At 37.2% G+C, this 20,253-nt stretch carries 16 protein-coding genes; 14 read left to right on the top strand and 2 right to left on the bottom strand.

The window, feature by feature from the left end; translation table 11 throughout:
* The first annotated feature begins 40 nt into the window (after window positions 1-40).
* The 14 genes from IPM62_02705 (at window position 41) to IPM62_02640 (ending at window position 18,120) form a co-directional block, all read left to right on the top strand.
* The gene (locus IPM62_02705) at window positions 41-4,825 is read left to right on the top strand and encodes a glycosyltransferase (protein QQS39497.1); all 4,785 of its coding nucleotides are present in this window, start codon (window positions 41-43) and stop codon (window positions 4,823-4,825) included.
* 72 nt (window positions 4,826-4,897) lie between these two features.
* On the top strand, window positions 4,898-5,677 hold the full coding sequence (gene rfbF, locus IPM62_02700; GenBank protein QQS39496.1) for a glucose-1-phosphate cytidylyltransferase: 780 nt from the start codon (window positions 4,898-4,900) through the stop codon (window positions 5,675-5,677).
* The gene (gene rfbG, locus IPM62_02695; protein ID QQS39495.1) at window positions 5,665-6,729 is read left to right on the top strand and encodes a CDP-glucose 4,6-dehydratase; all 1,065 of its coding nucleotides are present in this window, start codon (window positions 5,665-5,667) and stop codon (window positions 6,727-6,729) included. Before rfbF ends, rfbG begins: the two co-directional genes overlap by 13 nt.
* A gap of 1 nt (window position 6,730) precedes the next feature.
* Window positions 6,731-7,261 (top strand): dTDP-4-dehydrorhamnose 3,5-epimerase, encoded by a 531-nt coding sequence (rfbC, locus tag IPM62_02690; GenBank protein QQS39584.1) that lies wholly within the window; start codon window positions 6,731-6,733, stop codon window positions 7,259-7,261.
* Between the two features lie 2 nt (window positions 7,262-7,263).
* Window positions 7,264-8,559: an NAD(P)-binding domain-containing protein gene (locus IPM62_02685; GenBank protein ID QQS39494.1), complete on the top strand. Its 1,296-nt coding sequence runs from the start codon at window positions 7,264-7,266 to the stop codon at window positions 8,557-8,559.
* Window positions 8,560-8,563: 4 nt separating this feature from the next.
* Window positions 8,564-9,448 (top strand): hypothetical protein, encoded by an 885-nt coding sequence (locus IPM62_02680; GenBank protein ID QQS39493.1) that lies wholly within the window; start codon window positions 8,564-8,566, stop codon window positions 9,446-9,448.
* A 2-nt stretch (window positions 9,449-9,450) separates the two neighbouring features.
* Entirely contained in the window at window positions 9,451-10,383 is a 933-nt protein-coding gene (locus tag IPM62_02675; protein ID QQS39492.1) for a glycosyltransferase family 2 protein, read from the top strand.
* Window positions 10,384-10,400: 17 nt separating this feature from the next.
* Window positions 10,401-11,315, top strand: coding sequence for a glycosyltransferase family 2 protein (locus IPM62_02670; protein ID QQS39491.1), 915 nt, complete (start codon window positions 10,401-10,403; stop codon window positions 11,313-11,315).
* The gene (locus IPM62_02665) at window positions 11,312-12,226 is read left to right on the top strand and encodes a glycosyltransferase family 2 protein (protein ID QQS39490.1); all 915 of its coding nucleotides are present in this window, start codon (window positions 11,312-11,314) and stop codon (window positions 12,224-12,226) included. The genes IPM62_02670 and IPM62_02665 overlap by 4 nt, the downstream gene beginning before the upstream one ends.
* A gap of 6 nt (window positions 12,227-12,232) precedes the next feature.
* A complete protein-coding gene (locus tag IPM62_02660) occupies window positions 12,233-13,762 on the top strand; it encodes a hypothetical protein (GenBank protein QQS39489.1) in 1,530 nt (509 codons plus the stop codon).
* Window positions 13,759-15,381, top strand: a complete 1,623-nt coding sequence (locus IPM62_02655) for a hypothetical protein (protein ID QQS39488.1) — start codon at window positions 13,759-13,761, stop codon at window positions 15,379-15,381. Before IPM62_02660 ends, IPM62_02655 begins: the two co-directional genes overlap by 4 nt.
* A 7-nt stretch (window positions 15,382-15,388) precedes the next feature.
* Window positions 15,389-16,669, top strand: coding sequence for a carboxypeptidase regulatory-like domain-containing protein (locus tag IPM62_02650; protein ID QQS39487.1), 1,281 nt, complete (start codon window positions 15,389-15,391; stop codon window positions 16,667-16,669).
* Window positions 16,670-16,884: 215 nt separating this feature from the next.
* Window positions 16,885-17,556 (top strand): hypothetical protein, encoded by a 672-nt coding sequence (locus IPM62_02645; protein ID QQS39486.1) that lies wholly within the window; start codon window positions 16,885-16,887, stop codon window positions 17,554-17,556.
* A 12-nt stretch (window positions 17,557-17,568) separates the two neighbouring features.
* Window positions 17,569-18,120, top strand: coding sequence for a sortase (locus IPM62_02640; GenBank protein QQS39485.1), 552 nt, complete (start codon window positions 17,569-17,571; stop codon window positions 18,118-18,120).
* A 33-nt stretch (window positions 18,121-18,153) separates the two neighbouring features.
* Here IPM62_02640 and IPM62_02635 read toward each other — a convergent pair whose 3' ends face one another.
* Window positions 18,154-19,047: a hypothetical protein gene (locus IPM62_02635; protein QQS39484.1), complete on the bottom strand. Its 894-nt coding sequence runs from the start codon at window positions 19,045-19,047 to the stop codon at window positions 18,154-18,156.
* Between the two features lie 222 nt (window positions 19,048-19,269).
* Window positions 19,270-20,253 carry a permease gene (locus tag IPM62_02630; protein QQS39483.1) on the bottom strand — a complete coding sequence of 328 codons (984 nt, stop codon included), beginning with the start codon at window positions 20,251-20,253 and terminating at the stop codon, window positions 19,270-19,272.

Here is a 20,253-nt window from a genome sequence, read left to right as displayed (position 1 = left end):
ATCATCCTATAATTTGATTTATTGAGATATCTTGGTTATAATGCACACTCGTTTACAAAAATCGTTATTGGAAAAAGATTGCGATTTTGAAACGTTTATAAATTATTTCGTATACACAAAGCCTGCAATGAATAAACAACCAATACACAAACTGGATATTATCGTTCCCGTTATTAACGAGGGTGATAATATCGCACCTTTAACCCAACGGATTCATCTTGCTATGGTTAATGCCCAAATTGACTATAGAATTATTTTTGTCGACGACCACTCAACCGATCATACGGTTAGGGAAATTAATAAACTTACAAATTCATTTCCCGTTATCCTGCACAACAAAAAGGGTAAAAAAGGCAAAGCTATTAGTATCCTCGAAGGAGCTCAAATCGCCATAACCGAATATGTGGCAATGATCGATGGTGATCTGCAATACCCACCGGAGGCACTTCCCGAACTTTTTGAGGTCGCACGTAAACATGGAATTGCTGTTGCCAATAGAAAAAATCACAAAACTTCGTTTCTTCGAAAATTCGGTTCTAAAGCAAATATTCTAATTTTTGAAAGAATTTTGCATGGATTCAAAGTCGACACACAGTCAGGTTTGAAGATCTTCAAAAAGGAAATAATTTTACATTTAAAAGCTGAAGAGGTGGGTCAATGGTCGATTGATATGCCGCTCCTTCACGCAGGACGTGAACTGGGCTACTCAATAGGAAGTATCAATATCGATTTTTCCGAAAGAATTAACGGCCAATCGAATATAAAATTTATACATGCTTCTTTTGAAATTGCACGTCATGCATTGGGTCTAAAAATTAAGAAACGCAAAATCTACGAAATTAAAGGTGAAGATGAAAAGTTACCGCTGGGATCAGGTGTAGCTTATCGCGGAAAACGCTTTATAACCCATACTCATCTTCCGCACGACAAATCTGCTTTTCGTACATTCTACCCTTGGCAGAAAATAGTCTTTTTTACGGGATTAATTGTTGTCGGAATTGGATTATATTTTAATGCCCTAACGACAGCGATAGTACTAACGGGATTTCTAACTTTTATTTACTTTTTGGATCTACTGTTTAACTTATATGTGCTTTTAAAAAGTCTACATTTTCCACCCGAATTAAATTTTAACAAAGAGGAATTAGACTCACTTAGAGACGACGATCTACCCGTCTATTCTGTGCTTTGTCCGCTTTACAAAGAAGCTCGTGTACTCCCCTGGTTTGTCAAAGCAATAAATGATTTGGATTGGCCGAAAAACAAACTTGATGTACTTTTGTTACTCGAAGAGGATGACACTGAAACCCAAGCTGCTGCACAGGCTTTGAACTTACCTCATTTTTTCAGAGTATTGGTCGTTCCGCATTCCCAACCGAAAACTAAACCAAAAGCCTGCAACTGGGGGTTAGCACATGCGAAAGGTAAATATGTTGTCGTTTACGATGCAGAAGATAAACCCGACACCGATCAACTGAAAAAATCCTATTTGGCTTTCCAACACTCAGGAGAAAAAGTAGCGTGTTTACAATCAAAACTAAATTACTTTAATCCGCATCAAAATATCTTGACAAGACTTTTTACGGCAGAATATTCTTTATGGTTTGATCTGATTTTACCCGGACTTCAAAGCATTGATTCAACAATACCACTTGGTGGAACAAGTAATCATTTCAGAACAGAGGTCCTGAAAAAACTACATGGTTGGGACGCATTTAATGTAACCGAAGATTGTGATCTGGGAACCAGGCTGTTCAAACATGGTTACAAAACCGCCATTATCGACTCAACAACACTTGAAGAAGCAAACAGCAAAGTAAAAGGCTGGATCAAGCAACGGTCGCGCTGGATAAAAGGTTATTTGCAAACATACCTCGTCCACACGCGTGATCCAATTGGTTTTATAAAAACAAACGGCATTCACGCTTTGGTTTTTCATTTGATTATCGGCATGAGAATGGTCTTCATTTTAATAAATCCCCTACTTTGGCTTCTTACTATTTCTTATTTCGCACTTTATCCATACGTGGGTGTTACCATAGAAGCACTTTACCCTCCCGTAGTTTTCTATCCCGCAGTCACACTTTTGGTTTTCGGCAACTTTGTGTATTTCTACAATTATATGATAGGACTAGCCAAACGTGGCAATTGGTCGGTAATTAAATATGTATTTTTAGTCCCTGTTTACTGGCTAATGACATCGGCGGCTGCAGCAGTTGCTTTCAAACAGCTATTTACAAAACCGCACTACTGGGAAAAAACCCAGCACGGTCATCATCTTAGTAAACCTGTAGTTGCAACACACCTTGCCGACGTCACAATGGAAATGGCTGCAACGCCTAACCTGATTAGTGAAAAAAAACCCAGAGTTCTACTACATCCCGCGCTGTTTGGTGGCGGAATTTTAATCGCATCGTCTGTCGTTGCGAATTTTTCCAACTTTATTTATAACGCATTTTTGGGACGCGAAGTTAGCCTTGAAGAATTCGGAACCGTCAGTTTAATGAGTAGTATATTTTCCTTGGTTACAGTAATCTCCGCTGCCGTCGGTCGAACCGTAAATCACAAAAGTGCTTTTCTTTTGGGTAAATTGAAATCACCGGTTAAAGAATTCGTCAGAGTGGTTATTGGGAAAAGTTTCATCGCATCTCTTGCTGTAACCGTTATCTGGGTAGCGACCATACCATTTCTGGCTAGATATTTTCAAATTGACAGTAGTCTGCCTTTTATTTTGTTCACACCTATCTGGTTAGTATTTCTTCCCGGTTCTGTTGCGGGTGGATTTTTAATGGGAAATTTCAAGTTTATTCAAATTGCTTTGGCTGTTGTACTTGAAGCAAGTTCCAAACTATTTATCACATATCTATTTGTTTCACTAAATCGTCCCGAACTAATATATACCGCGATACCAATATCTTTAATACTTGCGTTTATAGCAACATCGCTTTTTGTATATTTAACCAAAGGCATCGACAAAGATAAATTACAAAAAACGGATCTAACTTTTCCGACCGGCTTTTTTGCCACTTCCCTGCTTACAGGTTTTGCGTCTGTTTCCTTCATGACCCTAGACATAATCTTGGCTAAACATTTCTTGACTCCTCTCGAGGCGGGTCGATATGCCTTACTTTCGCTATCCGGAAAGATGATTTATTTTCTGACAGGTCTAGTTTCGCAATTTCTAATCCCTGTGATTAGTAAAAACGAAGGTGAAAGTAAAGATTCCGGTAAGGCATTTGGATTGTTGTTTTTGCTTATCGCCTCAATTTCAACCGTCGGCTATGTAATATTTGGCGTAGGTGCTCCGATAACAATTCCCTACCTGTTTGGTGACAAAGCCTTAAGCATTATCGATTTATTACCACTCTATGGTTTTGCGATGGTTGCGTTTGTGTTATCCGCCACCATTACAACTTATCACCAAATAAAAAATCATTACCTATTTCCCGTAATTACATTTTCTTTTGCCATTGCACAAGTTATTGGAATCACTCTACGGCACGATAGTATCACTCACATCGTATCGGTAATCACAGGTTTATCCGTGATCCAACTTTCGGCAATAATATTAGTTCATTATTTCTACAGCAAACTTGTCTCACTTATTTACAACTTTGTAGATTTTGGACGACTATTCCAAAAACTGCCAAAGACATCCGCACCAAAAGAAAAACTAAACATTTTAATTTATAACTGGCGAGACAGTAAACATGTCTGGGGTGGTGGCGCAGAAGTCTATGTTCACGAAATGGCGAAACGGTGGGTTAAGGATGGTCACTCGGTAACCATTTTTTGCGGTAATGACAGGAAAAATAAGGGATTCGAAAAAGTGGACGGAGTATCTGTAATCCGCAGAGGCGGTTTCTACACAGTGTATTTCTGGGCAGCCGTTTATTATATCTTTCGATTTAGAAAAACATATGACTGCATCGTAGATTGTGAAAATGGTATTCCATTTTTTACGCCGCTTTATTCGAGAATTCCTAAAATCTTACTCATTCATCATGTCCACCAGGATGTTTTCAGAAAACATCTGCCGTTCCCCTTGTCTCGCATCGCCATGTTGATCGAATCACGCCTCATGCCTTTAGTCTATCGTGATTCAAAAATTATCACAGTATCCCAGTCATCCCGGGATGCCATAGCCGAAATGAATTGGGCCGAAAAAAGCGATGTGAATATCGTTAATCCCGGCATAAACAAACATCACAAAAACGGTTATAAGAAAACGGCATATCCCTCTTTTCTTTACCTGGGACGATTACAACCATACAAAAACGTAGATACGGTTATTCATGCTTTTGCCAAAATTCTTGAAAGAAATAGAAACGCGAAATTAACAATTGCCGGTTTCGGTGAAAGTATTGAGAGTTTAAAAAACCTTAGCCATAAATATGGATTACATGGAGCTGTCACTTTCACGGGTTACGTCAGCGAGGAAGAAAAACACAAGCTTCTGGCAGAAAGTTGGGTTTCACTTCAACCATCATCTTTTGAAGGTTGGGGTATCACAATAATCGAAGCTAACCAAGCCGGAACACCTGTTATTGCATCAAAAATTAGCGGGCTAATTGACTCTGTTCAGGACAATGAAACCGGCATTCTCGTTCCCGTGGGTGATATTGAAATGTGGGCAAAAACAATGGAAAGCTTAATTAATTTAGACGATGTCCGTAAAACTCTTTCAAAAAATGCAATCGTCTGGTCGAAAAACTTTAGTTGGGACAAAAGCGCAAAACAATTTTTAGATAATATTTTTACGATTATCGATCCTAAAAAAGCGGTTGCATTATCGAGAAAGTTTAATTTATTAAACACGAAATAAGCAAACCTTATTTTATTTTAATTTAGGATTTCAATTGAAATATATATCCTATAATAGTATAATACACAGATTATGAAAACAGTAATATTAGCAGGTGGATACGGTACAAGACTAAGCGAAGAAACCACTATCCGTCCAAAACCCATGGTGGAAATAGGCGGTAAACCTATCTTGTGGCATATCATGAAACTATATTCTCACTATGGCATTAATGATTTTATTATTTGCTGTGGCTTCAAAGGTGAAATAATTAAGGAATACTTTACCAATTATCATCTGAAAAATGTTGACGTTACCTTTGATCTAGCGAAAAACTCATTTAAGGTTCACAGAAACGGCGTAGAAAAATGGAAAGTTACTTTGGTTGACACAGGCATAAACAGTACGAAAAATTCAAGAATTCGTCAAATAAAAGATTATGTAGGCAGGGAGACTTTTTGCTTAACTTACGGCGATGGGGTGTCTGATGTAAATATTTCTAACTTACTTACATTTCACAAAGATACTAATGCAACCGCTACCCTTACCGCTGTCAAATCCCCCGGTCGTTTCGGAGCTTTCAAACTTAAAGCCGATGAAACAAAGATTAAAACATTTAAAGAAAAACCGACAGATAATAGCGTTTGGATTAACGGAGGTTTTATGGTTTTGGATCCACAAATCTTTAATTATCTAGCTAGCGATGAAAAAGATTTCGAGGAAGGTCCGCTAAATGTTTTGGCTAACTTGGGTAAACTTCACGCCTTCAAACACACCGGTTACTGGCAAAATATGGATACTTTAAGAGACAAAATGGTTTTGGAGGAATTGTGGAAAGAAGGTAATGCACCCTGGAAAATATGGACAAAGTAAATACAAAATTTTGGAAAAATAAAAAAGTTCTCGTGACCGGTCATACCGGCTTTAAAGGAGGCTGGCTTTCGATGTGGCTTAATCACATGGGTGCACAAGTCGTTGGCTACGCACTCACCCCACCTACCAAACCAAGCATCTTTGAACTCACACATCTAGCAAAAGATATGAATTCGATTATTGGCGATGTCAGAGATTCAAACCATGTAAGCAGGGTATTTAAAAAAGAAAAACCGGAAATCGTAATCCACTTAGCGGGTCAACCTATAGTCAGACTTTCTTATGACGATCCCCTCCTTACCTATACAACAAATGTTATTGGAACAGCAACAGTTTTAGATGCAGCAAGAAATACCAATTCTGTTCGGTCGGTTGTAAGCATAACAAGCGATAAATGTTATGAAAATAAATCTTGGGTCTGGGGTTACCGCGAAACTGATAATTTAGGTGGCAATGACCCATACTCCGCCAGTAAAGCATGTGCGGAATTAGTAATTACTTCTTACAGAAATTCGTTTCTAAATAAAAATAGTAATGTTTATCTTGCAAGTGCCCGAGCAGGTAATGTTATCGGCGGCGGTGATTGGGCAAAAGACAGACTAATCCCCGACATGATTCGTAGTTTTACGAAAAAGGAAAGTGTATTTATCAGAAACCCGAATTCAACAAGACCTTGGCAACATGTACTAGAACCGTTGAGAGGATACTTGTATCTTGCCGAAAAACTCTACACCAAAGGAGAAGATTATGCCCAAGCATGGAATTTCGGACCAAATACCGAGCAAGTAAAACCCGTGTCTTACATTGCCGATTTTATGGTTAATCTTTGGGGCGATGGAGCTTCCTGGAAAACCGATGACGGTAAACACCCCCATGAAGACAAACTCCTTAGTCTTGATAACACCAAAGCTAAACGCAGTTTAGGGTGGTATCCGAAACTTTCATTAGACGAAACGCTAAATTGGATTGTCGAGTGGTATAAAGAGTTCCAAGTAAAAGGCGATGTTCGACAAAAAACGATCGACCAAATTGAAAAATATCAACATTTATAAAATGATTTTCAAGGAAACCAAACTTAAAGGTTCGTACACAATCGAGCTTGACAAAAAAGAAGACGAGCGCGGGTTTTTTGCGCGGGTTTTTTGCCTTGATGAATTCAAAGAAAACAATCTAAATACAAATTTTGTTCAAGCAAATATTTCAATGAGTAGCAAAAAAGGTACATTACGCGGTCTGCATTTTCAGACTGCTCCGTACGAGGAAGATAGGCTTTTCCGTGTAACCAGAGGTTCCGTATTTGATGTAATTGTCGATATCCGCCCCGACTCGCCTACGTATTTACATCACTTCACCAGCAAGTTATCTGCGAGAAATTACACAATGCTGTATATACCACAAGGATTTGCACATGGATTTCTAACCCTGGAAAACAATACTGAGGTTATGTACATGGTTTCTCAATTTTATAAACCGGAATTTGCTCATGGTATTCGCTATAACGACCCGGCACTAAACATCGCTTGGCCCATCGAAATAAACGTAATCAGTGAAACCGATAAAAATTTTCCGGATTTTAAAATCTAATCATGATAATCGTCGATACACTGCTAGCCAATTTAGACAAGGAAAATACCCCTATTCGGGTTGGAATAATCGGTGCCGGAACTATGGCGAAAGGAATTGCTCTTCAAATAGTTAAATATAGTAAGGGAATCCGACTGGTAGCAATATCCAATAAAACTCCCGAAAAAGCTGAGAATGTTCTGAAAGAAATCGGTGTGGAAAAAATTTCCAAGGTCACTTCGGTTAGTGAATTGGAGAGTGAATGCAAATTAGGTAAAGTAAGTTTCACCGACAATCCCCTTTTATTAACCCAAGGAGAGTGTATTGATGTAATTGTCGAAGCAACGGGAACGATTGACTATGCCGCCAAAGTCGTCTTGTCGGCAATTGACAACAAAAAACATGTCGTTTTAATGAACGCAGAATTAGATGCTACGCTTGGACCGATTCTGAAAGTATATGCCGACAGGAGTGGTGTAATTATCACCAATTCCGACGGTGATCAGCCAGGAGTAATTATGAATTTATATCGTTATGTCAAAGGACTCGGGCTTCGTCCGGTTCTTTGCGGAAATATCAAAGGCCTTCATGATCCTTACAGAAATCCGACAACACAGGAAGGGTTTGCGAAAAAATGGAATCAGAACGTGAGAATGGTAACCTCGTTTGCCGACGGAACTAAAATTTCTTTCGAACAAGCAGTCGTTGCCAACGCAACGGGAATGCGAGTTGCAAAGCGCGGAATGCACGGATTTAATATAAGTGAAAATGAACACGTTTCAAAGGTGATTGATTTGTATGACGAAAAAGAATTACTACAGGGAAATGGAATCGTAGATTATGTGATCGGTGCATCTCCTGCATCCGGTGTCTTTGTTTTGGGTTATCAAGACGATCAGAGTCAGCAAGCACTTCTTGATTATTACAAAATGGGCAAAGGTCCACTTTATTGTTTTTACACTCCTTATCATCTTTGCCACCTTGAAGTTCCTAGTACAATCGCACGAGCCGCAATATTACATGATGCTGTTGTCACTCCAATCGCAGGTCCATTTGTCGAGGTCGTGTCCATTGCCAAAAAAGATTTGGTCAAGGGTGAGAAACTAGACGGCATCGGAGGATATTCACTTTACGGAGTTTGTGAGAATAGTAAAATCGCAAGGCGCGAGAATTTGCTTCCGATGGGTCTAGCGGAAAATGCAGTCTTAAACAAAGATATTTCCAAAGACGAAGTGGTGACATTTGCCGATGTTGCGTTTCCCAATGAAAATCTAGCTCTGAAACTTTGGAGGGAACAGCAAAATATATTTAATGAGTAATCGTATGAAAAATCAAAGCATAACAGTCGCAATATCAACCAGACATGGAGCGGTAAATCTCGTCAAAACCGCTGAAAGCATAGTGAAATCAATTAATGTGGACAAATTCAGATTTATTGTAATTGCAGATACGCTCCCAATTAAAGATAGCCATCTAAAGAAATTAAAAGCCTTAGGTATAGAAGTACATGAATATAAAAAATCAAGGAGCTTGTCGGCAAAACTTAAACAAATAGTTACCATGACCAAGTCAGGCATTTTGGTGTTTACCCAAGATGACTTGTTGTTTGATAAACATGCACTGGCTGAAATTAGTAAAGTTATGGAAGATAAAAGTGTGACCGAGGTATCAAGCAGAATTGTCCCCTTCCCCGCACAAACAACCTTAGAAAAAATTATCGAAATTGGAGTAAATGGTGTTTACAAAGCCGGTAAGATGTGGAACGATTCCGACAATTATCTTGTTGCCAGTGGAAGATGTATGGCTTTTAAGGTAAGCACTTTAAAGAAAATGAAAATCGTCGACGGCATTACTAATCTCGATGCATATTTATACTTTGAAAACAAACGTGTGGGAGGAAAATTCAAGTTTGCCAAAAATTCAATCGTTTACAACAAAAGTCCAATGGTCGTCAATGAACACATGCGTCAGTCCAGCAGATTCCAGTATTCCAAAGATGAATTGGAAAAATACTTTGGAGATCTAACTACGGAATATCAAGTCCCACTATTGATTTATCTTGCCGCCTTTGCATCCATGTTTATTAGTCATCCAATATATTCAGGTCTTTACTTATTTTTGTTTGTATACACCAGGGTTAGTAAATTAAACCGTAAAAAAATACTTAATCCTCTGTGGAAAGTAGATTCATCAACCAAGAAAATATAATAATGAAAAATAAACCAACAATTACGATCGGAATACCTGCACACAACGAGGAGAAAAACATTTCCAATTTACTCGAATCCGTCTTGGGGCAAAAAGGAAATTTTCTTATAAAAACCATTTATGTTGTTTGTGATGGGTGTAGTGACCAAACGGTGAAAATTGCCGCTAATTTTCGCACAAAGACAAAATTGATTAAAGTCATTAACAGCCCAAACCGTTTGGGGAAAATGAAGCGCTTAAATCAAATTTATTCTTTGAATACAAGTGATTACTTATTCACATTCGACGCCGATATAGTTTTGTCAAATAACAAAGTGATTGAAAACATGGTGCGTAAATTCAGGAACAATAAAAGTGTTGTTTTAGTTGCTGCACATCAAATACCTATCATGCCCGACACTTTTACAGGAAAAATTTTATATACTTCAAACCGTATTTGGGAAGAAGTAAGAATAGGTGTTAACGACGGAGATCATATTCATAATTTACAAGGTTCGGCAACTGCTTTGTCAAAAATACTTGCTAAACATATTCATTATCCCTCAACCCTAACAACCGATCAGAATTACCTCTATTTAATGGCACAGCATTACGGAAAATTTGCATACTGTAAAGATGCTGAAATATTATATAGATCAACCCAAAGTATTTATGACTTCAGACTTCAAGCTAGTAGATCAATTTATCAAGATAAAAAAACAATTGTCGAACATTTCGGACACGACATAATTGATGTATATCAAGTTCCACTACTGTTTAAAATCCGAGCAATATCTAAAATAATGTTGCATAGTCCAATCCTGACGACCTTGGCAATTCTTCTCAATATTTATGTCAGAATTAATCCGAGAAAAGACAAAGGTGCAACTAACAAAAAATGGGAAATGGTACAAAGCACAAAGCTACCGATTGATAAAAAATGGTTCGCCATCTGAGACCAAGTAAAACAAAAATGAAAAATAAACCAACAGTAACAATAGGCATACCTGCATACAATGAAGAGGCAAATATCGGAAGGCTACTTTCAGCATTGTTAAAACAAAAGCAGGAAAACTTCATTTTGGAGAAAATAATTGTGGTTTCCGACGAAAGCACAGACAAGACAGAAGAAATAGTTAAAGCAATAAAAGACAAAAGAATTGAACTACTAAGGAACAGAAAACGTTTAGGTAAATCGTTAAGTCAAAATATAATAGTCAAAAAGTTGGTTTCTGATTATTTAGTAATATTCGACGCAGATATCTTACCTAAAACCAGTGGTGTTCTTGAAAACATTCTTAAGCCTTTCATTAAAAACCCAAAGGTGGGTTTGGTTGGCGGAAAAGTGGAAGCTATCAAACAAACGACTCTTTTTGAAAATGTACTAAATTACAGTTCTCATATGAAAAATGAAATTTATATGGCTTTGAATTCCGGTAATAATATATATAACTGCCATGGACGGATAAGAGCTTTTTCAAAGAAATTTGCCAAAAGCATGAAATGGCAGAGCGTGGCCGGCGAAGATGCATTTTCATATTTAAGTTGTATTTCTAAAGGATACCAATTCCAATACGAACCAACGGCAAAAGTAATTTACAAATTACCAAATAATTTAAATGATCATTTAAGGCAAAGCGTGAGGTTTCATAGTACAAAAAAACATTTAGAATTTTTCTTCGGTAAAGAACTGGTTGTATCAAGTTACAAAATTCCTCCAAAACTACAATTTAGAGTGTTACTACGCAACACGAAACAAGATTTCAGATTAACGACGTTGTACCTATTTTTGTTGTTATATTCAAGAGTGTTATCCCTTGTTGGCGATGAAAGTAAATCTAAATGGAAAATATCAACCAGTTCGAAAAATTTGATTTTAAATAAATGAAAAACAAAAATAAATTGAGTGTGACTGTGGCAATCGCTGTATATAACTCAGAGAGAAACTTATCATTACTTCTCGAGGCACTATTGTCTCAAAAAGTCACCGAGTTTTCTTTCAAAGAAATACTTGTATACTCGGATTGTTCTACTGATAAATCAAATTCTATTGCAGCTACTTATGCCAAATCTCATAGTATTGTTAAATATCAGGTCGGTACAAATCGGTTGGGTTTCGCTGGTGTAATCAAACATTTATTCAAAATAAATACTTCTAATATATTGGTTGTACTAAATGACGATATTTTCATTAGAGATAATAAATTCTTAAACTCCCTATTGTCACCTTTTAAAAACCAGAAAGTCGGTTTTGTAACAGGTAATCCAATTCCTCTACCACCAACAAATTTTGTGCAGAAAGCAGCTAATTCAAGTTTTTGTGCTTTTTATAAAATGAGGAACTCACTTAAAAACAAGAACAACAAATTTACCTGCGATGGAAAAGTAATGGCGTTTTCAAATGATTTTATTAAAAATATTCCACTTTCCGTTAGCACTAAAATGGGTAACGTGGATTCTTATTTATACTTCGCCACAATCACTTCTAAATATACTTATAAGCATGTTAGGTATGCTAAAGTTTATTACATGAATCCATCAACCAACAAAGACTATTTAAAATGGCAAATCAGAAATAATTCCAATCAGCACATATTAAAAGATTCGTTTGGTGACATTGTTTCCAGAGAATACAAACAAATTAAAACAATTTGGGTCTATAAATTTATAGAATTTGTTAAACACCCATTCCTTGGAACCTACCTTTTGATATTAGGTTTTATTGTGAAATATAAAAGCCAGATATATGCACTTAACTTTAATCCAATGTGGGAATCTTTAAAATCAACAAAAAACTAGATAATTATGCTAAAAAATATCATCAAATATTCATCATATTTACTATTTATTATAGTAATAGTATTTTTGTTAACAATAAACGTTAAAGGTAAAAGAGAAGATAATTTATTATTATATCAAGATACAAAAAGTAAAAGTACGGCTGTGGGTACTCCCTTTGAATCATCTGGTAGCACTTCTAGATTTGCATTAACTGAAGCGATTGTGGAAGACAGTACCTTTATGCTAAATACAGAAAGAGCAGGATTTGCCTCACCTGACGTTACCAATTATAAAGGCAAGTACTTCTCAATCTTCACACCTGGCGTTTCTTTCGTGGGAGTACCATTTTATTTATTGGGCAAACAATTTGGAATTCCTCAGATTTCAACATATTTTTCAACAATTCTATTTGCAGTGGTAAATTTATTCTTAATAGCCAATATATCCAGAAAATTGGGTTCAGGTTTGTACATGTCAATATTGTGTGGATTACTTTTTTTGTTTGCGACTAACGCATTATCTTATGCATTCACATTTACGCAACATCACGCAAGTACTTCTCTAATATTGGTTGGGATTTTATATACCATGAAACCCAGAACTTTATTAAACAACATTATTTTTGGTATATCATATGGAATAGGACTTCTAATGGATATACCTAATGGAATAATCATGTTCCCTCTGGTTTTTTATATTCTCGCCAAACAGTTTAATGTCCATAATACCGGAAGTAAACTTAAGCTTAGTTTAAAATTAAATTTTATTGGCTTATTAATTGGAATAATTCCGTTAGTTGGAATATTTGGGTGGTACAATTATGAGACTGCACAATCTTACACTACACTGGCCCAATTTCTCGGACGAAGTAATGATTTTACAAACAAGTTACAAGTTGAGGTTTCTTCAGAAGTTGAAAAGAAAGGTTTAAGTCTACCCTTCAAAACAAGAGGGCAACTTGAAGGTTTTTACATATTTATAATAAGTGACCAAAGAAGCATATTTGTTTATAGTCCTATCATCATACTTGGAATAGCCGGGCTAGCTTTCGCTTACAAAAATAAACAGTTGCGCGGCAAATCAAAATTATTAATTGCTGTGACTATGACAAATTTGTTGATTTACACAATGTTTGGTGATCCTACGGGCAGTTGGGCATTTGGACCAAGATATCTAATCCCAGCGACTGCTGTGTTATCTATTACCATCGGTTTGGCCATACAAAAGTACACAAAAAAAGCATGGTTTATTCCTTTGTTTATAATTCTTACAACATATAGCGTTGGTATTAATGTAATGGGTGCAACGACAACTTCCCAGGTACCCCCAAAAGTTGAAGCTGTTAATTTACCCAACCCGATTCCCCATACGTATTTATATAACTGGCAATTAATGACTGAGGACAAACTAAATAGTTCAATTTTTTATAACGCATATGCTAACAAATATATGAATAGCATTAATTACACTGCGTTGTATACTTTCACCATATTACTTCTGATAAGTCTTTTTTACACCGCTACATATTTTGAAAATAAAAAGGAAAATTTATGAAAATTCCAGAATTTGTAATTAGTTTTAGTCTGCAGAAAAGAACCTTAGCCAACATCCACGTGTGGTTGGAGAAACATGCTGTGGTAATAATTATATTTTTACTGACCGCAATCTCTACCTACTTTTTCGTTCACTACTACCAAAACGGCATCGGTCTTGCCTACAATGATGCCAGAAGTCACTTGGATATCGGTCGACGTGTAGTTGAAGGTTTGAAACCGGGAATAGCTCAGTTGGGTTCAGTATGGCTTCCTCTCCCCCATGTCCTCATGATCCCGACAATTTGGAATGACTTTTTTTGGCATTCGGGTCTTTCGGGCGCACTTGTCTCCATGATCTCATTTATTGCTATGGGGGTAATTATTTACAAATTCCTTGAACAATTAAAGGTTGGTCTCATTGGAAGGTTCTTTGGAGTTGTGGTTTTTGTAGCTAATGTAAACATTCTCTATCTACAATCAACAGCCATGACGGAACTATTGCTTCTGGCAACAATGACTTTAGGTGCATATTACCTCATGCTTTGGGCGAAAAAAGATGAAATTTTGAATCTAATTAAGGCTGCATTTTTTATTATGCTCTCGACAATCACACGCTACGATGGATGGTTTCTTCTTTTTACAGCAACATTAATAATATTTTTTACAGTCATTCGAAAACATGGTTACAAAGAAACCGAAGGGAAAATACTTCTTTTCCTAACACTTGGAAGTTTAGGAATTCTATTATGGTTATTGTGGAATTTGATGATTTTTGGAGATCCACTCTACTTTGCACTTGGGGAATTTTCTGCGAAAGCTCAGCAAGACCAACTCAACGCGGCGGGAGAATTGGCAACCAAACACAATATTTTGTTGTCTATCAAACTTTATCTTTATGCTATGGTTTACAATTCCTACGCATATCAGGTTTTAATGGGAGTTGTAGGATTAATTGCGATTTGGACATCCAAAATCAAGTACGAGGTAAAAATAGCAATTGCTGCACTCTTGGCACCGTTAGTATTTAATATTTTAGCTCTATACCTTGGCCACTCCGTACTTTTTATCCAAGGAATTTCGGGAAATACTTGGTTCAATGTCCGTTACGGAATAATGCTTTTACCCTCGATTGCTATTTTTTCCGGATTTTTGGTGGACAAGTTCAAAGATTTGCGTTGGATGATAATCGGATTATTTGCTTTTGTAACATTTTTTGCCTTTGTAAATCAAGATGCAGTAACAATTGACGACGCCAGGGTCGGTTCAAGTCAGAAAAACGTAACCGAGGTGTCGGGGTGGTTGAAAGAAAATGCCGGATCCAAAGAAGGCTTTGTTTTAATTTCGGCAGCCAGCCATGACGCAATAATATTCTCATCCAATTTGCCTATGAAAAAGTTTATCCACGAAGGAACCGGGGCTTATTGGGAATCGGCAACCACAACTCCCGATCATTGGGCAAGGTGGATAATTATGCGGTCGCACGACAATAACGATTCGGTATGGAGATCTGTCAGTAAAACCCAAGGATTTGAAAATTATGTGTTAGTCGAAAGTTATCCCTTTGCGGATATTTATGAACTAAAGTTCGAATTTGTACCTAAATTAACTACTTATCCAATTTTCAGTAAACAAAAATAACCGGATTATGAGTGTAAATAATATAAAAGTGCAAAACAAAAAACTTCTCATAATTCTCATTTTGCTTGTCATAATATTTGGTATATTGGCAAGCGTAGTTAAACCAAACTTCGTCAATCAGGCACAAGATATAAGGGCAACCTGGTGGGATATCCAATCGATCGATACGGTGAAATATTCACGCGACGTAGCGCGAGAGAAAGCACTTGATCCAACTTTTGACAACGTAATCGATTCACATGTCCGTCTAATAGCCGAAACGGGCGCAACCCATGTGTCCATCGGTACTCCGTATGCACAAGAATTTGTGCCGTTCCTTACTCGTTGGGTAAATGCTGCCAGAAAATACAACTTGAAAGTTTGGTTTCGTGGTAACGTGCCGGGATGGGAAGGTTGGTTTGATTATGACACAATTAGCAGAGAAGAACACACAGCCTTAATCAAAGATTTCATACTTACGAATGGAAATTTGTTTATGGAAGGTGATATTTTTAGTTCATGTCCCGAATGCGAAAATGGCGGACCGGGAGATCCCAGAATAACAAGAGATGTCAATGAGTACCGAAAATTTATAATTGACGAATACAGGGTAACAAACGATGCCTTCCGAAAAATCGGCAAAAACGTTCGTTCAAATTTCGTCCCCATGAACGGCGATGTTGCCAATCTAATTATGGATAAAACTACAACACAAGCCTTGGGTGGAATTGTCGTTATCGATCACTATGTTGGCGATGATGATAGATTGGTCAAAGACATTGAAAGCTTAGCTCTAAAAAGTGGTGGACAAGTTATCCTTGGTGAATTCGGTGCTCCCATTTCCGACTTGCATGGAAATCTAAACACAAAAGAGCAAGCTGTTTGGATCGACGACGCACTTAATAAACTTACAAAGATCGATGACCTGGTAGGTATTAATTATTGGACAAGTTTTGGTGGCAGCACCAAATTGTGGGAAGATAATTTCGACAAACGACCGGCAGTTGACGTACTTACAAAATACTATCAACCCAAAATTGCAATAGGGGTTGTGGTAAACGAAATCGGTCAAGCTGTCAATAATGCTAGGATTTATTCCGACAATAAGTCGGCAACAACCAACGCTGACGGAAAATTCTACATTCCACTATTAGCCGAAGATACAAAGATACAAGTTGAAGCAGATAATTATAATACACTCTACCTTAATGCTTCGGGAGACACACCACTTCGTATCATATTGATTAAACAGCATGAGAATATATTTTTCAAATTACGAAAAGTGTTTGTTGCGTTTTTCACTAGATAAAAATCTGGAATATACTCTCGCATTCTTCAGGCTTTAAATAAGTTACTTTTGTTCTCACACTTAATTTTTTAATAATATTCATCTGCAACCAAGTGCTCATGAGTTGTGGGTTTATCGCCATAAAAAATGTGCTAAATTAGCTTTCACGACATTTTTTACTCATTCAAACACTCGAACAATTAACAAGCAACTTAGAGCAAATTAATTTGCTTTTTATGACCTATAATGTTATTATACTTGTATTAAATCTATCTTTTTCATCTGCCAATTCAAAAATGAACATTGCCAAAAGTATTTCGTTAAGTTTAGTTAGCTTACTTCTTTCCTTGTCGCTTACAAGTTCAGTAAGCGCGCAATCAGCCATCCCCAACTTCCCTGCTTGCTCGAATCCACAAGGAGTTTTAAAAGTATCCTACACCGATGGACAACACGCAATTGTCGGTGAAGGTGTTTTGCGCGCAGGTAGTGATTATGTATATAGTCTTGAAAATGGTAGCGCAATGCAATGTTTTTGCAGCGAAAACGGTTCAGGTGTTCAAACAAACTGGTGGAAAATAAGTTCCTTAGATGAAGATGAAATCGAAACCCTTAAAAAATTGGGTTGGGTATTTGTACCGAGTGGTTCGGTGTGGGGTTTGGATGCCAGTAGTTACATGGCTATAAACGCTAATTACAGTTGTGGAGGATCAACCAATTCTTCTTCTACTTCGTCAAATTCAAATACTTCAACGGGGTCGGTACTATCAGCAGCCGCTTCGACAAGTAACGGCGGATCGGTTTTGGGACTGGCAACAACCGGCAACCTTGCGACAATCACCATCTACACCCTTCTTGGTTTTTCCTCGCTTTTAGCTGGCGTAATACTTAAAAAAACAGTAGCAAGATAAAGTGTTCTACATATGAAAAATCTGCTTGCCAACGTATTTATCGTCACCGGAATATGTATGATGATTGTTTCAGCATTTTACTTATGGCAAAGATATAACCCAAACCGACTAGCCTTCAGTAACGTTGCCATAAACACATATAGCAATAAAGAAGATAAATTAGATTTACAACCGGTATCACTTTCTCTTAGCACTTTGGACATTAATCTTTCAGTTTTTCCCGCCAGAGTTAATGAAGGTAGATGGGAAACCACAACCGAAGGTGTGTCATTTCTTGTATCATCTGCAACACCAGGTCAAAACGGGAATAGTGTTTTTTATGGACATAATTACAAGAATATTCTGGGTAATTTGGCAAAGGCACAACCAGGTGACTTAATTAAGATTGTACTATCGGACGGTACAACCAGAAGCTACAAAATAGAATATGTACAAATTGTCAGCCCTGATCAAATGGGAATTCTGGATCCGACAAATGATGAGCGTATTACACTTTATACCTGTAGTGGTTTTCTGGATTCCAAACGCTTGGTTGTAACCGCACTCCCTGTCTTGTCGATATAAACTTTGACGTACCCAAAAAGGTAGTATTTTTCATCAAAATGTTTCGTGTTCTTCCTGTTTTATGTATTTCTCGCGCAATTGTTGAAGTTCCATACTCGCCTTTCGAAACTCATGCGGCAATCTTACGGGTTCCCTTGTCGCCAAGTACGTAAAACTGATAATTTTTTGATAAAAAGGCATATCCGTTTTCCAAAAGGACGTTGTTAGCGCCATGAATTTTTTTAATGTAAATTGCCATTCTCTTTTATAGCGGTCGGAATCATAAATAGTTAATATTTCTCTTCTCTTTTCTTCGTACCCTTGTGCAGCAGTTATTTTATCTACTTCAGGTTGGTCAAACCCAACCTTGACATTCCCCTCCTCTTCGATATCCCGTGGTAAATGCAACAGTCCACCTAAGTAATTCCACGAATCCATAAGGGACATGAAACCAATGTCCTTTTTTAGAGGTCTATTATTTAACGCACATGAAACAACCTGAGCATAAGGATTCATAATACGCCGATTGTAGTGGGCAATATCACGCCTGGTTCTTGGTTTCAATCCGAAGTGTTCCACGTCTGAGCCAATCGCAGCAACCAGCAAATAGAATTGATATCTAACTATAGGTACCACTGGTTTATCTAACACTTCGAAAGGTATCCTTTGGTAATATTCTTCAAGAGGAATCAATTTCTTTCCAATATCTCCCCCTTTAATCAGTTCCGATTGGCGTTTTATTATGATCATTCTCGTATTGGGAGAAACATTTTTATCATCTACAATATCATCCAGCCATCGGATATAAGTATAAAATTCACCTAAAAAGACACCTTTATCTCCATAAATTTTCGGTAATTGTTCCCATACTCTGGCACTTAAGTATTTATCTCTTCCTGGTCGATGAAGTTGAGGAGTATTTTCCCACACAATATCCTGCTCATGCATGTATGCATTATAGGTCTTATTGTTTCAAATTTCAAAAGATTCCGACAGGTCTACTTTATTGATTATCTCAAACCCACACAGCTTAATAACTTCTTTTTCTTATACTCATCAAACTTTGATTCAGGCTGATGCTTTATACTTATAATTACAAAGTGTAAAAAAACTTTGGACTCGATACCCACCAAAACTATATCGGGTTGTTATCCATAATTTATCGTTTATCTATACAAACAAATAATTAAGCAGATAACCCATGACAATAATTCCCAGAGTTGTTATGCCAAAAAATATTCCCAACAGTTGCCATTGCATTACTTTTTTAAGAATCATGACTTGAGGAATCGAAATCGTGACTATGGCAGTCATGAATGCCAAGGCAGTACCAAGTGGCGCACCCTTGCCGATCAAGGCTTCCACGACGGGAATCACTCCAAATGAATTTGCGTAAAGAGGCGACCCAAGCAAAGTTGCCAAGGGCACAGCCCACCAAGATGTACTCGATAAATAGTTTTCGATTAGGCTCGTGGGAAAATAACCATGAATCAAAGCTCCTAATCCCACACCTAAAACTACGTATGGGAAAACCTCTTTGGTAATAGCCCATCCATCATCCCAAAAATATTTGATTAATTCTTTTGTTGACAGTTTAACTCCTCCGCGCTCCTCCTCGATCTGCGGTTTAGATTTGAATTTCATTAACTGCGGTTTTACGAATTTTTCAACATGAAGTCGACTAATCAATTTTCCCCCAAAAACCGCAATCGTTATTCCAATAATGTTATAGATTACAGTAATTTTCATACCAAACATGGCGGGAAATAAGTATAGAGATGATTCGTTCACTAAAGGAGAACTGATTAAAAAGGCAAAAGTAACCCCCAACGGAATTCCCGCACCGACAAAACCGATAAACAATGGAATTGACGAACACGAGCAAAATGGTGTTATGACCCCAAGGCCAGCTGCAAATAAATAGTCTAAACCAAACCAACGCCTTTTTACTAATATGTCCCGAACTTTTTCCATCGGGAAATAGTAGCGCGTAATAGCCATTACATAATTAATAACAACAAGAAGAAGTCCTATTTTTATGATGTCGTAAATAAAAAAGTTAATCGCACTTTCTACATATGATTCACTTTCCAACCCTAACCAGTTTAAGGTAATGAGATCAGCAAAAACATGAATCGGTTTAAAGATATCCAT

The sequence above is a fragment of the Candidatus Woesebacteria bacterium genome (assembly GCA_016700095.1).
GTDB lineage: Bacteria > Patescibacteriota > Microgenomatia > UBA8517 > UBA8517.
Note: the sequence above shows the minus strand (reverse complement) of the source record. Positions and strands in the feature narration are given on the sequence as shown.